18 protein-coding genes are annotated in these 18194 nt (G+C 70.0%); 7 read left to right on the plus strand and 11 right to left on the minus strand.

Features of this window, described 5'->3' with window-relative positions:
• Positions 1-753, plus strand: a complete 753-nt coding sequence (locus tag NB3_RS27820; RefSeq protein WP_067809291.1) for an MBL fold metallo-hydrolase — start codon at positions 1-3, stop codon at positions 751-753.
• 225 nt (positions 754-978) lie between these two features.
• Here the strand turns inward: NB3_RS27820 and glyA are convergent, their stop codons facing one another.
• Both glyA and NB3_RS27830 read right to left on the minus strand, forming a co-directional pair.
• A complete protein-coding gene (gene glyA, locus NB3_RS27825) occupies positions 979-2274 on the minus strand; it encodes a serine hydroxymethyltransferase (protein ID WP_067809292.1) in 1296 nt (431 codons plus the stop codon).
• 45 nt (positions 2275-2319) lie between these two features.
• A complete protein-coding gene (locus NB3_RS27830; protein ID WP_084823738.1) occupies positions 2320-2961 on the minus strand; it encodes a TetR/AcrR family transcriptional regulator in 642 nt (213 codons plus the stop codon).
• Between the two features lie 94 nt (positions 2962-3055).
• Here NB3_RS27830 and NB3_RS27835 point away from each other — a divergent pair, with 94 nt between their 5' ends.
• Together NB3_RS27835 and NB3_RS27840 are read left to right on the plus strand one after the other, a co-directional pair.
• Positions 3056-3517 carry a PaaI family thioesterase gene (locus tag NB3_RS27835; protein WP_157112047.1) on the plus strand — a complete coding sequence of 154 codons (462 nt, stop codon included), beginning with the start codon at positions 3056-3058 and terminating at the stop codon, positions 3515-3517.
• 11 nt (positions 3518-3528) lie between these two features.
• Positions 3529-3978 (plus strand): nitroreductase family deazaflavin-dependent oxidoreductase, encoded by a 450-nt coding sequence (locus NB3_RS27840; RefSeq protein ID WP_067809294.1) that lies wholly within the window; start codon positions 3529-3531, stop codon positions 3976-3978.
• Between the two features lie 13 nt (positions 3979-3991).
• Here NB3_RS27840 and NB3_RS27845 read toward each other — a convergent pair whose 3' ends face one another.
• Positions 3992-5191, minus strand: coding sequence for a DUF885 domain-containing protein (locus NB3_RS27845; protein ID WP_067809296.1), 1200 nt, complete (start codon positions 5189-5191; stop codon positions 3992-3994).
• A 181-nt stretch (positions 5192-5372) separates the two neighbouring features.
• On the opposite strand from NB3_RS27845, the gene coaA reads away from it, so the two are divergent.
• Positions 5373-6305: a type I pantothenate kinase gene (gene coaA / locus NB3_RS27850; RefSeq protein ID WP_067809298.1), complete on the plus strand. Its 933-nt coding sequence runs from the start codon at positions 5373-5375 to the stop codon at positions 6303-6305.
• Between the two features lie 6 nt (positions 6306-6311).
• Here the strand turns inward: coaA and NB3_RS27855 are convergent, their stop codons facing one another.
• Together NB3_RS27855 and NB3_RS27860 are read right to left on the minus strand one after the other, a co-directional pair.
• On the minus strand, positions 6312-6911 hold the full coding sequence (locus NB3_RS27855; RefSeq protein WP_067809299.1) for a hypothetical protein: 600 nt from the start codon (positions 6909-6911) through the stop codon (positions 6312-6314).
• Between the two features lie 61 nt (positions 6912-6972).
• Positions 6973-7752 carry an isoprenyl transferase gene (locus NB3_RS27860; protein WP_067809301.1) on the minus strand — a complete coding sequence of 260 codons (780 nt, stop codon included), beginning with the start codon at positions 7750-7752 and terminating at the stop codon, positions 6973-6975.
• Between the two features lie 278 nt (positions 7753-8030).
• Here NB3_RS27860 and trhA point away from each other — a divergent pair, with 278 nt between their 5' ends.
• A complete protein-coding gene (gene trhA, locus NB3_RS27865; RefSeq protein WP_067809364.1) occupies positions 8031-8654 on the plus strand; it encodes a PAQR family membrane homeostasis protein TrhA in 624 nt (207 codons plus the stop codon).
• Between the two features lie 559 nt (positions 8655-9213).
• Complete coding sequence (locus NB3_RS27870) at positions 9214-10851, plus strand: adenylate/guanylate cyclase domain-containing protein (protein WP_084823737.1); 1638 nt, start codon at positions 9214-9216, stop codon at positions 10849-10851.
• A gap of 502 nt (positions 10852-11353) precedes the next feature.
• On the opposite strand, the gene NB3_RS27875 is transcribed toward NB3_RS27870, so the two are convergent.
• Together NB3_RS27875 and NB3_RS27880 are read right to left on the minus strand one after the other, a co-directional pair.
• Entirely contained in the window at positions 11354-13405 is a 2052-nt protein-coding gene (locus tag NB3_RS27875) for a thioredoxin domain-containing protein (RefSeq protein ID WP_067809303.1), read from the minus strand.
• An 83-nt stretch (positions 13406-13488) separates the two neighbouring features.
• On the minus strand, positions 13489-13848 hold the full coding sequence (locus tag NB3_RS27880; RefSeq protein ID WP_067809305.1) for an ester cyclase: 360 nt from the start codon (positions 13846-13848) through the stop codon (positions 13489-13491).
• Positions 13849-13964: 116 nt separating this feature from the next.
• Here NB3_RS27880 and NB3_RS27885 point away from each other — a divergent pair, with 116 nt between their 5' ends.
• Positions 13965-14582, plus strand: a complete 618-nt coding sequence (locus tag NB3_RS27885; protein WP_067809308.1) for a TetR/AcrR family transcriptional regulator — start codon at positions 13965-13967, stop codon at positions 14580-14582.
• A 53-nt stretch (positions 14583-14635) separates the two neighbouring features.
• On the opposite strand, the gene NB3_RS27890 is transcribed toward NB3_RS27885, so the two are convergent.
• From NB3_RS27890 to mca, 4 genes are all read right to left on the minus strand, one after another.
• Positions 14636-15211, minus strand: coding sequence for a TIGR03086 family metal-binding protein (locus NB3_RS27890; protein WP_067809366.1), 576 nt, complete (start codon positions 15209-15211; stop codon positions 14636-14638).
• 332 nt (positions 15212-15543) lie between these two features.
• Positions 15544-16854 (minus strand): FAD-binding oxidoreductase, encoded by a 1311-nt coding sequence (locus tag NB3_RS27895; RefSeq protein WP_067809310.1) that lies wholly within the window; start codon positions 16852-16854, stop codon positions 15544-15546.
• Positions 16855-17009: 155 nt separating this feature from the next.
• Positions 17010-17288, minus strand: coding sequence for a hypothetical protein (locus NB3_RS27900; RefSeq protein ID WP_067809312.1), 279 nt, complete (start codon positions 17286-17288; stop codon positions 17010-17012).
• Entirely contained in the window at positions 17285-18169 is an 885-nt protein-coding gene (gene mca, locus NB3_RS27905) for a mycothiol conjugate amidase Mca (RefSeq protein ID WP_244892117.1), read from the minus strand. The genes NB3_RS27900 and mca overlap by 4 nt, the downstream gene beginning before the upstream one ends.
• Between the last annotated feature and the right edge of the window lie 25 nt (positions 18170-18194).

Genomic DNA, 18194 nt, shown 5'->3' on the forward strand with positions numbered 1-18194 from the left:
ATGTCAGTCACCGTGACTCGCGTAGTGCACGCCAGCGTTCTGCTCGATTTCGGCGGAGCGAGAATCCTCACCGACCCCTGGCTGTCCGAGCGGCCGTTCTATCGGCAAGGCGAGCCGCGCAGCATCGCCACCGCCGCGGACCTGCCCGAACTGTCCGGCATCGTGATCAGCCATGGTCACTACGACCACTGCGATCTCGGCGCGCTGGCGGCTTACCCCGACAAGTCCGTCCCGTTCGCCGTCGTGCATGGCCTCGCGGCACGTGTCCGGTCCGCCGGTTTCCGCAATGTGGTCGAGCTGCATCCGTGGGAGCACACACGCCTCGGCCCGGTCGAAGTCACCGCGGCGCCCGCGCGGCACGGCGTCCCGGAGATCACCTTCGTCCTGCGCGCCGACGGCACGAGCGTCTTCTTCGGCGGCGATACCCTGCGGATCGCCGAGTTGGACGAAGTGGCCGTGCGCTACCCGGAACTCGACCTGGCGCTGCTGCCGGTCAACGGTTTACGCATCCGTCCCGCGTTCAACCGGCAGGTGGTCATGGATGCCGAGCAGGCGGCCGATCTCACCAGGGCGCTGCGCCCGCGCCTGGCCGTTCCGATTCACTACGCCTTCACCAGCGGCCCGATCGGCGACCGGGTGATGACGAAGGCCCAGCGCGACCCCGGGCTCTACGTCGACGCGTCCGCCGCTATCGCGCCGGACACCTCGGTGCACGTCCTCGCTCCCGGGCAGCCCCTCCTCGTGTCGCCGTGAACCCTCCACGGGTTCAGCGCGACACGGCGGGCGACGGTACTCGGAAGCAGTCACCGAGCGTAATCACCGCCGATGCCGCCCGGCGACGCACTGTACGAGCGACCCGTGTACCGTCCCCGAAAGAGAACGCCGAGACACCGACGGGCCCTGATCCGTGGGCACGCCGACGACGGCGGACCGCGCTTCGTGCATCAGGTCGCGCCGGACGCACGAAGCGAACCGGTGTCAGCCCAGCAGGCGCCAGTCCTCCAGGCCGTCGTACAGCGGAACGTCCTGGGCCAGCTTGCTCACCCGGGCGCGCAGCGCGTCCAGGTCGGCGCCACCGGCCAGCGCGCTCGCGATGATGTCGGCGACCTCGGCGAACTCGGTGTCGCCGAAGCCGCGGGTGGCCAGGGCGGCGGTGCCGATGCGCAGGCCGGAGGTGACCATCGGGGGACGCGGGTCGAACGGAACGGCGTTGCGGTTCACCGTGATACCGATCTCGTGCAGCAGGTCCTCGCCCTGCTGCCCGTCGAGTTCGGAGTTGCGCAGGTCGACCAGCACCAGGTGCACATCGGTGCCGCCGGTGAGCACGCTGATGCCCTTGTCCTTGACGTCGGCGGCGGTGAGCCGCTCGGCCAGGATCTTCGCGCCGGAAAGGGTGCGCTCCTGACGGTTCTTGAACTCCGCGCTCGCGGCGATCTTGAACGCGACGGCCTTGGCGGCGATGGCGTGCATCAGCGGCCCGCCCTGCTGGCCGGGGAACACCGAGCTGTTCAGCTTCTTGGCGTACTCCTGCTTGGCCAGGATCAGGCCGGAGCGCGGACCGCCGAGAGTCTTGTGCACGGTCGAGGACACGACGTCGGCGTAGGGCACCGGCGAGGGGTGCAGACCGGCGGCGACCAGACCGGCGAAGTGGGCCATGTCCACCCACAGGTAGGCGCCGACCTCGTCGGCGATCGAGCGGAACGCCGCGAAGTCCTGGTGGCGCGGGTAGGCCGACCAACCCGCCACGATCACCTTGGGACGCGCCCGCAAGGCGATCTCGCGCACCTCGTCCATGTCGACGCGGTGGTCTTCCTTGCTCACTCCGTAGGAGTGCACCTCGTAGAGCTTGCCGGAGAAGTTCAGGCGCATGCCGTGGGTCAGGTGACCGCCGTGCGCGAGGTCCAGACCGAGCAGCTTGTCGCCCGGGTCCATCAGCGACATCAGCACCGCGGCGTTCGCCTGCGCGCCGGAATGCGGCTGGACGTTGGCGAATTCGGCGCCGAACAGCTCTTTGGCGCGGTCGCGCGCCAAGGTCTCCACCACGTCGACGTGCTCGCAACCGCCGTAGTAGCGCCGCCCCGGGTAACCCTCGGCGTACTTGTTGGTCAGCACGCTGCCCTGCGCCTGCAACACCGCGCGCGGCACGAAGTTCTCCGAGGCGATCATCTCGAGGGTGTCGCGTTCGCGGGCGAGCTCGCCTGCCATCGCGGCGGCGAGCTCCGGATCGAGCTCACCGAGAGACTGGGTATTGACAGAGGCGGTCGTCTGCGTCACGACCTTCAGTCTATGGGCCGCCCGCCCGGCCGCCGGGCAGGGGGTTCACCCCTCCTGGTCAGCGGTGGCGCGCAGGCGGTCCGCAGTGACGCGCGACACGCCGGATGTGCGACCGGATGCGCCGTCTTCCGGCAGATAGCTGTCCAACAGCACCGTCAGCTGCCGCTGCGCGTCCTCCAGCGGCTGCGTGGTCTTCATGGCCCGCGCTTGGACGATGGCCCCTTCCATCGCGCTGAACACGAAACTACTGAACGAGCGCGCTTCCTCGGCGTCCAAGCCCGCGGCGACGAGCGCGGCCCCGAGCCGTTCGTGCCAATCCCCGAAGACCTCGCCCGCGGCCGCCTGCACCCGGGGCTCCGACTCGGCCAGCGCCGCCCCGAGGACCGGGCACCCGGCGCGGTAGCCGGTCTTCTGCAACGCGCCGACCCACCAGCCGATGAGCGAGTCGAACCACCGGCGCGGCGGCGCGGCGGTGACCTTGTCGATCACCTCGCCGATCCGGACTCCGGCCACCCGGGTGGCGGTCTCGACCAGCTCGCTCTTGCCCGAGGGAAAGTGCTGATAGAGCGAGTTGCGCGAGGCGTTGCTCCGCTCCAGCAGCGTCGCCAGACCTGCGGCGTGCACGCCCTGTTCGCGAACCAGTTCGATGGCAGTCTCGATCAGCCTGGTGCGCGGCCCTGTGGTCATGCGGGTTCCTTGCTCGAGGGTTGCGTGAACCGATCGGTCCATGTTGCAATCATGACAGATGTGGACCGATCGGTTCATCGAAAGGATGGGACCCATGTCCGAAGCCACCGTCGATCCGGCTCAGCTGTCCGGCCTCGAACTCCTGCGCACCGCGATGAGCAGGACGGACCGCCCGCCGTTCATCGGCGACCTGCTCGGCATGGAGGTCGACGAACTCGAGCACGGCAAGGTGGTCTTCGCCCTGCGCACCAGGCCCGAGTTCGCCAACCCGCTCGGCACAACGCACGGCGGCATCTGCGCCACCCTGCTCGACTCGGTGATGGGCTGTGCGGTGCACACCACGCTGGAGCCCGGCGTCGGGTACACGACGCTGGAGCTGAAGATCAACTACATCCGCGCCGTGCCCACCGACGGGCAGCGCCTCACCGCCACCGGCACCACGATCCACGTCGGGCGCAGCACCGCGACCGCGGAGGGACGGGTGATCGACGAGCAGGGCCGTCTGGTCGCGCACGCCACCACCACCTGCGCCGTCTTCCGCCCGCAACGATCCTGAGGAGCACTGTCATGGCCGGACGAACACCGAGCGCCGCGGTACGCAAATTCCGGCGCGAACGCCTGATCGGCCGCTACCTGGTCAACCCGGCCGTCGGTCTGCTCGACCGGCTCGGCATCCGATCGTCGCTGATCGCCGAACTGGAGACGGTCGGAGCGAAATCGGGGCAGCCGCGGCGGGTGCCGGTCACCGCGTCGATCGATGAGACCGGCGCGTGGCTGATCTCGCAGCACGGCTATCGCTCCGGCTGGGCCCGCAACATCGCCGCCGACCCGCATGTGCGGCTCCGGCAGGGCAGTCAGTGGCGGACCGGCACGGCCGCCTTCGTCCCGCAGGACGACGTGGTGGCCCGCTCGCGCACGTTCGCCAAAGGGCGCGTCGCCACCGCCGTCGCCGAGCGCACCATGAAAGCGCTGGAAAGCGACCCGATCTCGGTGCGCATCACTTTCGCGGGCGGGTGATCGGACCGGACGCTCACACCGCCGCGCGCACCGCGCCTGGAGTGAGCGGCTCGTCGAGCAACCTGCGGAACCGGTCGGCCCGGTCGTCGGCGTCGGCCGCCCGATCGAGCCAGCCGCCGAGCAGCCGGTATCCCTCGACGTAGGTCGAGATGTAGGCGCGCCACAGCGGCGAGGACAGGAAGCGCAGCGACTGGCGCGCCCGCTCCGGCGTCGTCAGGCTCCAGGTCTGCAAGAACTCCGCCACCTCGTCGTGCGAGCGGCCTCGATCGTGCAGTAGCAGTGCTGCGTCCTGGCGCACCCCCAGCAGCTGCGCCGAGGCGTTCGAAAGGCGTTCGGCTCGTTCGCCGTCGAAGCGCAATCCGAGATCGGCGTAGATCTCCTGCGCCCACTTGCCCCAGCCGGGCCCGACGATGGAGCGCAACGCCAGATCGGCGAGGCCCTCGGCCATCAGGCACTGCGGCGTGTTCACCAGGAACAGCGTCTGCTCGGCCTGCCCGGCGGCGACCAGCCCGGCTTCCTTGCGGCAGTGCTCGGTGTGGTGGCCCGGGTAGGACTCGTGCGCGATCAGCTGCGGCAGGTTCGCCATGTGCTGCTTCAGGTCGGAGTTGATCGCGACGCGGGAGTGGTAGTCGCCCATGTAGTAGTTGAACCCGGACCATGGCTTGTCCCCGACCACCTCGTAGGTGACGTGCTCGTGGTCGGGCAGCGGGTAACGGGCGCGCACCAGTTCACGCAGCGCGCCGGAGAACGCCTCGACGCAGACCGCCAGCCGCTCCGGCGGGATCTCGTCGGCCTTGCGGTGGGCGACCACCCGTTCGGCGAGCGGACCGTCCCCGGCGAGCACGTCGTCCATCTGCCGGTGCGCCTCGCGGTAGTCGTCCACGTCGCCGGGCGCGATGTCGACGTCGAAGTAGGCGCGCACCTCATCGATGAAGCCGATGTCCTCACCGGCGAACTTCCGTGCGGAGCACTCCAGTGCGCGCAGGTGCACGTCGAGGAACTCGGTGCGCTCGGGCGTCAGCCCGGCCTCCGGCACCGCCGCGCGCAACTCGGCGGCGCGGCGGGCCAGCTCGCGCGGCTGCGGGGCGGGCGCGTTACGCACCTGCCTGCGCAGCGCGGGATCACCGGTGTAGGCGTCGACGAAACCTTCCTCCAGCCGGTCGAAGGCGAGGCCGAGCCGCAGGTATTCGGTCACGAGCGGATGCGCTTCCATGCCAGCCGAGATTAGCGGCTCCCACCTGGGTCATCGAGCCGGTTACCAACCGGTAGTGGCACCCCGCTCGGCTCACCATGCCGGCGCGGAGCAGAATTCGCCTATGCGGCGACAGCTACACCGAATCTCACCGGATCCGCACGGTAACCGTGCGTGTTTGCCGAAACGGAGCGTCGGGTAAATGGCACGAATGAGCGAGCCGAGTCCCTACGTGGAATTCGACCGGAAACAGTGGCGGACCCTGCGTAAATCGACTCCCCTGGTGCTCACCGAGGAAGAACTGATCGGGCTGCGCGGCCTGGGAGAACAGATCGATCTCGAAGAAGTCGCGGAGGTGTATCTCCCGCTCGCTCGTCTCATCCACCTGCAGGTGGCCGCGCGGCAGCGACTGTTCGCCGCGACCGCCACGTTTCTCGGCGAAACCCATCCCGATCAGCAGGTGCCGTTCGTGATCGGCGTGGCGGGCAGCGTCGCGGTGGGCAAGTCCACCACCGCGCGTGTGCTGCAGGCGCTGCTGGCGCGCTGGGATCACCATCCCCGGGTCGACCTGGTCACCACCGACGGATTCCTCTATCCCACCGCGGAACTCACCCGGCGCGGCATCATGCACCGCAAGGGTTTCCCGGAGAGCTACGACCGCCGCAAGCTGCTGCGATTCGTCACCGAGGTGAAATCAGGCGCGGCCGAAGTGTGCGCGCCGGTGTATTCGCACATCTCCTACGACATCGTGCAGGGCAAGCTGCACTGTGTCCGTCAGCCCGACATTCTGATCGTGGAGGGGTTGAACGTGCTGCAGACCGGTCCGCGCCTGATGGTGTCGGATCTGTTCGACTTCTCGATCTACGTGGACGCGCGCATCGAGGATATCGAGAAGTGGTACGTGCAAAGGTTTCTCACCTTGCGCAAGACCGCTTTCGCCGATCCGAACGCGCATTTCCACCACTACTCCGGATTCACCGACGAGCAGGCGACCGCCGCGGCGCAGGAGATCTGGAACAACACCAACCGGCCGAATCTGGTGGAGAACATTCTGCCCACCCGTCCGCGCGCGACCCTGGTGTTGCGCAAGGACGCCGATCACAGCATCAATCGGCTGCGGCTGCGGAAATTGTGATTTCGCTTACAATTTCCACGCCTCGTCGAGCCGCTGCGCGACATCGATATCGCGGACCGCGGCGATGTGCGGCTTACGGATCTCCGCGGAGATATAGCGGGCGACGAAACGCCTGATCTCGTGATCGACGCCGGCGAGAACGCGCAGCATCTGCCCGCGCCTGGTGGCGGCGGCGACGCTGACGCGCACGTCGGCAGGCCGCGGCTCGGCGATGTCGATCACCACCCGCAGGGGCGCCGCGGTGCGCACCGTCAGGTGCAGACGCACGGTCCCCTCGACGTGGAACCGGTGCCGGTCGACCGCCAAGTCCAGCAGCAGGTCGACCTCCAGCGGGATGATCAGCTCGAACGCGATGGCCTCGTCGGCGCGGCGGCCCAGCCGGGACGCGCCGAGCCGGACCTGCGCGGTCACCTTGGCCAGTCGGCCCGGCCCTGCGCCGATCGGGCCGAAATCAAATTCGCCGCCGGTCAATTGGCCGAAGGCGCCCGAGATGCGCGCTTCGGAGGCGGCGTACTCCAGGAAGCGTCTCCCGAACTCCGCATAGCTGATCGAGTCGTCCGGTTCGCCCCGCGCTGCTCCGGCGGGCCGGTGGTCGAACGAGCTCATGAGACCGCACAGTACGCGAGAAGCGCGGCGCCGACGCCGGATTCACCGGCGCGAACTCGGATCAGACGCCGAAGCGGCGATGACGCGCGGCGAAGTCGCGCAGTGCCCGCAGGAAATCCACCCGGCGGAACTCCGGCCAGTACGCCTCGGTGAACCATATCTCCGAGTATGCGCTCTGCCACAGCAGGAACCCGGACAGCCGCTGCTCGCCGGACGTGCGAATGACCAGGTCCGGGTCCGGCTGACCGGAAGTGTAGAGATGCTGGCCGATGGCGTTCACGGTGATCGACTGGACCAGGTCCTCGCCGGTCTCGCCCGCGGCGATCTCCTGGCGGACCAGCGAGCGCACCGCGTCGGCGATCTCCTGCCTGCCGCCGTAGCCGACCGCGACGTTGACGTGCACTCCGTTGCGGCCGTCGGTGCGCTCGGCCGCGGTGCGCATCCGCTTGGCGATCAGCTCGGGGAAGCCGTCGAGCGAGCCGACGATGCGCACGCTCCAGTTCTGCTCCGGCGCCGACAGCTCCTCCACCACGTCGGTGATGACCTCGAACAGCGTCTCCAGCTCGTCCGGATCACGCTGGAGATTCTCCGTGGACAGCAGGTACACGGTCACCATCTCGATGCCCTCGGCCTCGCACCAGCCGACCAGCTCGGCGATCTTCAGCGCGCCGACCCGATGGCCGTGGCTGACGTCGGTGAAACCGTTCTCCCGCGCCCATCGGCGATTGCCGTCACACATCACCGCGACGTGCCGGGGATGCTGCTTGCCGGCCAGCTGCCTGGACAGCCGGGCCTCGTAGATGCGATACGGCAGACCCCGCACCTGACTCGGAAGTTCCACGCGGGCAACCCTACGCCTCAGCGACACGAACGCGGCATCGACCGCGATACGCCGGTACAGTGGCCGGGAGCACGCAAGTTACGGTTGCGTAGGTTACTGACGGGTTCAACTACCGGGTCCGTCCTCGGTCCGGCGTGGGGCCGGGGACAGACTGCTCCTGCCGTCCCCTCTAGGAGGTATTCGTGTCCGAATCGGTCGACGCCGCCGATGCGGCAGCGGTCACACCGGTTCCCGCCTCGGCGGGCGAAGCGCTCGCCGGGGCACTGGTCAAACCGCGCATGCGGGGCTGGATCCACACCTGGGCCGTCGGCGTCGCCGCGATCGCGGCCGTCGTGCTGATCGCCACCGCCGCCAGGGTCTCCGCGACCGCGGGGTGGTCGACGCTGGTCTACGGGCTCACCGTGTGCGGGCTGTTCGGCGTGAGCGCGGTCTATCACCGGGTGACCTGGCCGACCGCGCGCGCCCGCATCCGGATGAAGCGAGCGGACCACTCGATGATCTTCCTGTTCATCGCGGGCAGCTACACCCCTTTCGCCCTGCTCGGCCTGCCCGGACGCACCGGGCAGACGCTGCTGGCCGTGGTCTGGGCCGGTGCGCTGGCCGGAGTGGCGCTGAAACTGCTGTGGCCCACCGCGCCCCGCTGGGTCGGCGTTCCGCTGTATCTGCTGCTGGGCTGGGCCATCGTGCCGGTGGCCGGCCAGCTCAACGGCCAGATCGGCATCGCGCCGCTGATCCTGCTGCTGATCGGCGGCCTGTTCTACAGCGGCGGCGCGATCCTCTACGCCACGAAGTGGCCGAACCCGTGGCCGACCGTGTTCGGGCATCACGAGTTCTTCCACGCGGCCACGGTGCTGGCCGCGCTCACCCACTACGCGGCGGTGTGGCTCGTCGTTCTGCGCTGAGCGCATAGAGTCGACGGGGAGGTCGGACGAGAGGGGCGGCGCAGGCGATGGAACAGCGTGCGTCCGAAAGCCGCGCGGCGATTCGGCGTCCGCGCCGCGAGCACCAGTGCGCGGGCGGGCCGAGGCCCGATCGGGCGGTGATCCACCCCCTCGCCTGCTCCGCGCTGCCGGACGGCGGGCCGACGATGCCGCGGTGCGGCTGGTCGGCGGGCGGGTCCGGCGAGATCACCGGGAAAGCTCCTGTGCCGGTCGCCGTGGCTCTATGCTGCTCGTTCGTGTTCTCGCTCGCCGCCTCGCGTGGCATCGCCCTGCTGTTTCCGGCAGTCGCGCGGCGTCTGGCGCACTCGGGACGGGCGCTCGGAGATCTTCGGTCGGCGGAGTCTCCGGTATCAGCCCGGATGGCGAAGCACCAGCCGCTGCGATCGGGCAGCTGCGAGAACGCTGCGGCCGCCGCCTTCGGAAGGCGGGGCATCGCCCCAGCGGGTACGGAGTCCATGGCGGGCGCGAAACCTACACCGGAGCGGGCCCGCACCGGTCGGTCATCGGGGTCGCGAATCCGATGATCGCGAAACTCGTCGTCTGGGCGCTCAAAGCGCGAGGTGGCCTGGCCGCGCTGGTCACCACGGCGAATCTCAGCGGTCTCGCGGTGATCGTCACCCAGCTGTGGCTCAACGGGTTCCTGGGCAGGCTGGGCACGGATTGGCTGCGGGCGCTCGCCTTCGTCGGCATCTATCCCGCGGTCGGGTTCCTGGCCGGCATCGTCCTCGCGGTGCGTGATCGCAAGTTGTACTTCGGCTGGCTCGACGCCGGGCGTAAACCCACTGAGGCGGAGGCGCGGCGCCTGCTGCACCTACCCGTCGCGATCAGCATGCGCGCGCTCGCGCTGTGGATTCCCGGCGTGATCGTGGCGACTGTCATCTTCGCGCGCTTGAGCCCCGACAACGACCCGGGCGTGACGGCGGCGCTCTTCACGATCGGCGCCTTCGAGTCGGCGGCGGTCACCTTCCTGATCGTGGACCGGTTGATCCGGCCGACGATTCCGGTGGTCGCCGGGGTACTCGGCTGGACCATGCACTGGAGTTCCTCCGTGCTGGTGCGAGTCGTGCTGACCTGGGCGGTGGCGGCGGCGCTCCCGCTGCTCATGCTGATCGTCGTGCTGGCCGATCCGGTGGCGGCCGCGCCGGACCGGGTGCGCACCGCCATCTATCTGTCCGCGGTCGGCATCGGCGTCGGCGCGCTGGCCACGGCGTTCCTCGCCCGCGCGGTCGCCGCGCCGATGCGCACCCTGCGTCGCGCGCTGGACCGCATCGCGCAGGGCGATCTCGGAGCCAGGGTGCCGATCGGCAGCACCAGCGAGATCGGCCGGTTGGAGCACTCGGTCAACGAGCTGGCGGCGAACCTGCGCGAGCGGGAGCGGATGCGGGAGGTCTTCGGCAGGCACGTCGGCGCCGAGGTCGCCGAGCGCGCGCTGGCCAGGGGGGCGGATCTCACCGGTGACGTGCGCGAGGTGTCGGCGCTGTTCGTCGACGTGACCGGGTCGGTGGAGCTGTCCACCGGGCTGCCGCCGCAGGAGTTCGTGGCCAAGCTGAACCGATTGCTCGCCATCGTCGTCGCGGCGACCGAGGACAACAACGGCCTGGTCAACAAGTTCGAGGGCGACGCGGCGCTGTGCGTCTTCGGAGCACCGATCGCCCTGCGCGACAACGCGACCCCGGCGTTGCGGGCGGCGCGGCGCATCCGGGACGAGGTGCTCGCCACCGGAGAGCTCGACATCGGGATCGGCGTCGCGCGCGGCCCGGTCTTCGCCGGCGACGTCGGCTCCGACACCCGGCTGGAATTCACGGTGATCGGCAACGCCGTCAACGAGGCCGCCCGTCTCACCACGGCGGCCAAGGAGGTGCCGCGGCGGATCCTGGTGAGCCAAGCGGTGATCGAGGCCGGTACGGAACACGAACGCGCCAAGTGGACGTTCTACGACACCATCGTGCTGCGCGGCATGAGGGACCCGACGTTCTGCTGGACCGACATCGACACCTCCGACGCCGGGCCCGAGCGTGTCGAGACCCGCACCGCTCGACTCGACAGCGAAGACCTGCCCGCCGACACCAACCCGGTCATCGAGATCCACACCGCCGCGGAGCCACCCGACGGCACAGAGCTGCCGGACGCCGAATTCGACGCGCCGCACCGGCGTTAGATCGCCGCGCGACCTCGGTGGCCGGTCGATCGAGCAGGTCCGTGCGGTCGCCGTCCCGCCCGCCGTGGCAGCGGAATCATCGGCGCCTGTGCGCCAACCTTTCGACCGCCACCCGCCGGCGGACTCCTGATCCGCTCGACGCGCCGACAATCTCGCGGCGTTCCTCGTCCGCGGTGCGCCGCGGGATGATGCTGGATCGCCTCCGTGAAGCTTTCCGCCCAGCCGAGACGGCACCGCGCAGCTGTCCAGCATGGGTGTCGCGGCGGGCACGTCGAGGGACCGCCCGCGGCCGGTGCGGCCGACCGAGCAGCACGCCGACGAGCTCGTGGACGGCGGTGCGGGGCACGCACAGCAGGAACTCGACCGGATCGGCTCGCATGCAGCGGTGATCCGGCCGGGGAGGGCGAGTTCACTTTCGGCTGCCGCTCCACCGAGAGGCCTCTGCTGCCGCGCAGGCCGGGCTCGAGCCGGGCCGGTGCGGCCCGATCCGGATACCCGGCCGCTAAGTGCGCAGCAGTGCCGTGCGGAGCTGGTCGGGAGTGGAGACCGGGAGGTCGCAGACGGAGCCGCGGCAGACGTACGCGGCGGCGGCGTCGCGGACCAAGGGCCGATCGGCCAGCAGCGGGACCGCGTTCGGGGCGGCGGCGAGGACGACGGAACCCCCGGGGGCGGCCGAACGCGCTGTGGCGAGCAGCTCGGCCGAAGGGGCCGCCGAATCGGTGGCGATGGCGACTTGCAACGGGCCGCGCAGGGCCGCCTCGGCGACGGTGAGCCACTGGCCCGCCGAGCGCGGCGCGCGCGCCAGCACGATCGCGCCGCGGTCGAGCGTGCGGTCGGCGAGCTCCCGGTAGCGGACGGCCCGGTCCGGGTCGCTCGCGGCCGCGGCGGTGAGCAGCGCTTCGGCCAACGCGGAAGCGCCCGCGGGGGTGGCTCCGTCGATCGGGTCGCGCGGACGGGCGACGAGGGTTTCGGCGTCGTCGGCGGTGTCGAACCAGCTGCCAGGGCGATCGGGGTCGGCGAAATGCTCGATCGCGACGTCGAGCAAGCGCTGGGCCTCGTCCAGCCAGCCGAGCTCGCCGGTGGCCTGGTGCAGTGCGAGCAGGCCGGTGACCAGCCAGGCGTGGTCCTCCAGGATGCCGGGCGCCGCGCCGACGACGCCACCGAGCGAGGCACGCCGCAGCCTGCCGTCCACCACGTGCTCGGCCAGCAGGAAGCGCGCGCACCGGATGGCGGCGGCGGTCCATTCCGGCTCGTCCAGGGCGCCCGCGGCCTCGGCGAGCGCGGTGATCGCCATCCCGTTCCACGCGGTGACCACCTTGTCGTCCCGGTCCGGCTGCGGACGACGGTCGCGGGCGGCGATCAGCGCCGCGCGGACGTGTTCCAGCCGCGCGGCGTCCTGCGGCGTGGCGGGTTCGGTGTACCTGGTCAGCACCGAAGTGCACTGTTCGAAGTTGCCCGCGGTGGTGACGCCGAAGAATTCGGCTGCCCACGCGCCGTCGATCGGGCCGAGCACACCGGCCAGTTCGGCGGGCGTCCACACGTACGTGGCGCCTTCGACGCCGGGCTTGCCGGGCTCCAAGTGGGTGTCGGCGTCCAGCGCCGAGGCGAAACCGCCCTGGGCGGTCCCGAGGTCGTCGAGCAGGAACCGCGCGGTCTCCCGGGTGACCCGGTGTGACAAGGACTCCGGAAGCTCCGATGTGCTGCGCCGGGCCAGGTGCGCGTAGGCGCGCAGCAGCTGCGCGTTGTCGTAGAGCATCTTCTCGAAATGCGGCACCACCCACGCGGCATCGACCGAATACCGCGCGAACCCGCCGCGTAGCTGGTCGTAGATGCCGCCGCGCGCCATCGCCTCGGCCGTGCGGGCCACCACGTCGAACACCGCGCGGTCGCCGGTCCGCTCCCAATGCCGCAGCAGGCCCTCCAGCAGCGCCGACGGCGGGAATTTCGGAGCGCCGCCGAACCCGCCGTGCTCGGTGTCCTCGTCGCGCAGCACGGCGGCGACGGCATGGGAGAGCAACTGCGGGGTGATCGTCAGGTCCGCGTCGGGCAGTCCCCCCGCTTGGTCGCGCAGCGCCGCGGCCACCTGCGCGGAGGCCTGGTTCACCTCGTCACGCCGGTGCTGCCAGGTTTCCGTGACCGCCGTGAGCAGCTGGGTGAACGACGGCATGCCGCCGCGCGGCAGCTTCGGGTAGTAGGTGCCGCAGTAGAACGGTTCGCCGTCCGGGGTCAGGAAGCAGGTCATCGGCCAGCCGCCTTGCCCGGTCATCGCGACCGTGGCGTTCATGTAGACCGCGTCCAGGTCCGGTCGCTCCTCCCGGTCGACCTTCACGCAGACGAAATTCTCGTTCATCTGGTCGGCGGTGGCCTGGTCCTCGAACGACTCGTGCGCCATCACGTGGCACCAGTGACAGGACGCGTACCCGACCGACAGCAGGACGGGCACGTCCCGCTCCCTCGCTTCGGCCAGTGCCTCCGCATCCCACTCCCGCCAGTGCACCGGGTTGTCCGCATGCTGGCGCAGGTACGGGGACGTCGCCTCTCCGAGCCGGTTCATGGCTCCACCGTACGACCCTTCTCGACGCCGTGCGGACACGTCGTCGATGACTATCCCGTACGGGAGACGTTCGGCCGGAGCGACTACCGGCCGACGCGGGGTCCTTCGGTGATCCCCCACATCTCCGCGAGGCGACCGTCATCGACGCGGAAGATCTCGAGCAGCATCGGCCGTGCGCCACCCGGCTCGCCGGTTCCCTCGACGGACGAGCGAACGGCGGCCTTGTCGCCGTCGACCAGGATGTCCTCGGCGACGACCCGGATGTCGGGGAATCGGGACACCAGCTCGCGCCAGGCGGTCTTGCCCGCCTCGGCCCCGGCCACGCGGAGCGCGTGGCTGTAGAAGCCGGGGACCACCAGGTCGTCGAAGCGGTCGAACTGGCGGGTGTTGAAGCACTCCTGCATGCGCAGAATCAGGGCGCGGATGTCGTCCGGTGTGGCCATCGACGGAATCTCCTCACAAGCGAACGATCGAGGTAGGCCGAGCGCCGAACTTAAACGGTGCTTCGCCCCGGTTATCGGAGCACTATACGGTGCTTCGCCCCGGTTATGCTTGCGACGTGCCCGATTCCTCTACCGAGCGTCTTCCCGCGCGGGCGCCCGAAAGCCGCCGAGGGTTGCGAGCCGACGCGCGCCGCAATCGGGAGCAGATCCTGCGGACCGCGCAGCGACTGTTCGCCACCGACGGTCTCGGAGTCTCGCTCGACGAGATCGCGCGACGCGCCGACGTCGGTCCCGGCACGGTCCACCGGCACTTTCCCTCCAAGGAAGCGCTCTATCTGGCCGTCGCGATCGATCAGCTCGAGCAACTGGTCGAGGAAGCGAAGGAAATCGGCGGCACCGAGAGCCCCGACATGGCTCTGTTCACGATGCTGGCGCGGATGATGGCCTCCGGTGCGCGGAACGCGACCGTGAAAAGCGCGCTCGCGGCCGCGGAGTACGACTTGCGAACCGCCGCACCGGACGTCGCCGCGGAACTCCGCCACCAGGTCGCGACCCTGCTCGACCGCGCCCAGGCCGTCGGCGCCGCACGCGAGGATGTCACCGTCGAAGAGCTGATGGCTTTGATCGCAGGCGCATTCGCCGCGATACGCCATGCCGGGGCCGAGACGAGTGAGACACATTCGGCCCACATAGCCCAGCTGATCCTGGACGGAATTCGCCCGCAACATAATTGAGGAAATGTTTTCGGCGACAGCTGCGAGGCTTTCGCCTCTCGAAGAATCGTTGACTACGTGCGGGCCATCACCTCGCGTCCGGCGTACGCCAGCAACCGGCGATGTGCCGGTTCGTCGTCGCCGACGAGTACCTCGGGACCGAAAATGCCGGGGGCGCGGAAGGAATCGATGCCGCCCATGCTCTGCATGGTGGCGAGCAATTCGCCACACAACTGATCGTCGGCCAGATCCGGCCGATCGATGGCGACCGCGATATCTGTCCCGTGCACCAGAAGCTCGGTGAGGTGCACCAGCGCGGCCGCGGGGCCGGGCAGTTCCCCGAGCGAGATGCCCACCGTGCCGTCCAGCGCGCCGGGCCGGTGCCAGGCGGCGCGGTCCACCTCCGCGGCCGCGGCGTACGCGCCCTGCGGATCGCCGCCGAGCCAGTCGGATTCGTGGTCGGCGCCCGTGTCCGTGCCGCTCAGCGCCGCCGCGAAGAGGTGCATACCGCCCACCGTGTGGTTGAGAACGGCACGGACATCCCAGTCCCGGCACGGCGTCGGCGCGGTCAGGCCCGCTCCCGCCACGGCGGCGACGATCGCTCCGGTCGCATCCAGTGCACGGTCGATCTGTCCGATCACGTTGTCCATGAGCATCCTTCGGTCGAGCGGTTTGGCTGAATTGGTAACACAGGACACCGACAAGCGCGCGGCAATGCGAACTCCAGCTTGCGCCGAAAAAGTTGCCGGCAGTGTGCTTCTCGTGACCGCTCCGTTAAATCGGAGGCGAAGCCCCTGACGCTCGGCACGCGCCGGTGCACAGGCAGCGGTCGAGTCGGAGTCAATTCATTCAATTCCTGCCCGAAACATTTCGGCCGCTCGCTATGAGCGAGCAGACCATCGGCACCTCTTCAGCCGCCCGACGGAGCACGGCGCTGCTGGAATAAGGCCGCGATGCCAGGCTGCCCGTTCCCTCTCATGGCCTACGCGAGTACCGGGTAGTTCGCCCGGATGACGCCGTGCGGGTCGCGGGCGCGCTTGATCGCACGCAGCCGGTCCAGCGTCGCGGCATCGAACGCGGCATCGGCCGTCTCGCCGGGCGTGAGGAAGGTGTACGGCTTGCGGCCGCTGATCTGCCCGCTCACCGCGTCGACGATGGCGGTGCGCCGCGCCTCGACCGCGTCGCGCAGATGCGGCAGCCCGAGACCGAGGCAGTAGAGCAGGTACGGCTCCGCGATCGGGCCCCGCGCGCCACCGTCCGGCCCCGCTTCGGCCATGGCGCCACCCAGGTGGCGGATCTGCACATTGGCCAGCGGGGCGACCGGCTCCTCGATCAGGGTCTTGACCACGGCATCGCCCAGATCGGTCAACTGTTCCGCACGGGACAGCGACGGGCTCGGATCGGTGGGTTCGGCGGTGACGGAGCCGATGTCCGCGGCGCCGAAAACACCGCGCTTGTCGAGAACGGTGTCGCCGATGGCGTCGAACGCGGCCAGCAGTGCCCGGCCGCGATCGGGATCACCGAGGTAGACCGCGTCCACGCCGACCATCGGCGGTGCGTCCGGGATCTGCAGACGCTGAAACCACACCGACAGGTCGTCCGGAGCCGCGGCGGTGATCTCCTGGAAGGCGTCGAACACGTCGCGAATCCGCGCCTGCGGCCACAGCATGCGGCCGCCGAACAGCTCCGGCGCGGGGAACAGGTCGAACTCGAGCGCCGTCACCACGGCGAAGTCACCGCCGCCGCCGCGCAGCGCCCAGAACAGGTCCGGATCGTCCTCGGCCGTGACCCGGCGCTGAGCGCCATCGGCGTCGACGATCTCGAACGCGCGCACCGCGTCGGACGCCCAGCCGTGCTTGCGGCCGAACCAGCCCATGCCGCCGCCGAGGGTGTAACCGGTGACGCCGACGACCGGGTTGCTGCCCGCAAGGCCGGTCAGCCCGTGCCTGGCCGCGGCCGCCTGCACCCGGCCCCACGGCACTCCGGCGCCGACGCGCGCCACCCGGCGCTCGGGGTCGATCTCGATGTCGTCCAAGAGCCCGGTGCGCAGCAGGATCGCATCGGGCACCCCACCGGACGCGCCGTGGCCGGTCGGCTGGGTGACCACCGGCACGCCCGCGCGGCCCGCGTACCGCACCACGGCCGCGACGTCACCGGCGTCCCCGGCCCGCACCACGGCGGCCACCGGCTGGTCGACGGTCGTCGTCCACGGCCGCGCCGCGGTCTCGAAGCCCTCGTCACCGGCCACCAGCACGCGGCCGGGCAGCGTGGCACGCAGTTCGTCGAATGTCATTGCTCTGTCCTGACTCTCAGCGTTCGGAAGCAGACACGCGCGACGAATCCGGAGGCCGGCCTCTGGCGAGGGGCCGTGGTTCGCGCCGCGACTACCTCATTGACGAGAGAGCGAGCGGAAAGGTAACAACGAGCAGGTCAGCGGGGTGTTTCGGGTCAGCCGGGGCCGGCTCGGCCTTCCGGGTCGGCACCCTTCGGCTCCTCGGCGCGCCGGGTGATGCCGTGTTCGGTGCCCTCGTCGGCCTCTTGGTCCGGTTCCGGATGCTCGGGCTCGAAGGTGGCGGGCAGGCCCTTGATGTGCCGGTTCATCGACCGGATCAGCAGGAAGGTGCCGGCGAGCAGGACCAGGATGATGACCAGGCCGAGCGGCGACGCCTTGCCGAACTCGGGGCCGGTCGGCGTTCCGGGTGTCTGGGCGAGCAGGACCAGCGTCACGACCGCTCGTCCTCGATGCCTGCGAACAGGTCGGTCTCCGGCAGCTCGGTACGCACCCGGGTCTTGGCCAGCTCGAACTCCTCGGTCGGCCACAACCGCTGCTGCATCTCCATCGGAATGGCGAAGAACGCGCCGTTCGGATCGATCTGCGTCGCGTGCGCGCGCAAGGCGTCGTCGCGCTGCGGGAAGTACTTGGCGCAGTCGATCTGCGTGGTGATCCGGGAGAACACGTCGCCGCGCTCGGCGGCGTACTTGCGCATCCGGTCCAGCCACTCCTGCAGCGGGAAGGGTTCGCCGAGCCGCTCGTACTCCGCGGCGAAGATCTCCATCCGCTTCATGCTGAAGCCGTGGTCGTAGTACAGCTTGAGCGGCGTCCACGGCTCACCCGCGTCGGGGAACCGCTCGGGGTCTCCCGCCGCATCGAACGCCGCCATCGACACCTCGTGGCAGCGGATGTGGTCGGGGTGCGGGTAGCCGCCGGTCTCGTCGTAGGTGGTCATCACGTGCGGCTTGAACTCGCGCACCACGCGCACCAGGGCCTCGGTGGCCTCCTCCAGCGGAACCAGCGCGAAGCTGCCCTCCGGCAGCGGCGGCAGCGGGTCGCCCTCGGGCAGGCCGGAGTCGACGAAACCGAGCCAGTGCTGGCGCACGCCGAGCGCACGGGCGGCGGCGGCCATCTCCTTGCGGCGGATCTCGTGGATCCGCTCCAGCACGCCGGGCGTGTCCATGGCCGGGTTCAGGATGCTTCCGCGCTCTCCGCCGGTCAGCGTCACGACGAGGACGTCGTGTCCTTCGTCGGCGTAACGGGCGGTCGTCGCGGCACCCTTGCTGGATTCGTCGTCTGGGTGGGCGTGCACCGCCATGAGGCGAAGGCCACTCACGTCTCGTTCTCCGTCGCTCTCGGTC

Source organism: Nocardia beijingensis NBRC 16342 (assembly GCF_001612785.1).
Lineage (GTDB): Bacteria > Actinomycetota > Actinomycetes > Mycobacteriales > Mycobacteriaceae > Nocardia > Nocardia beijingensis.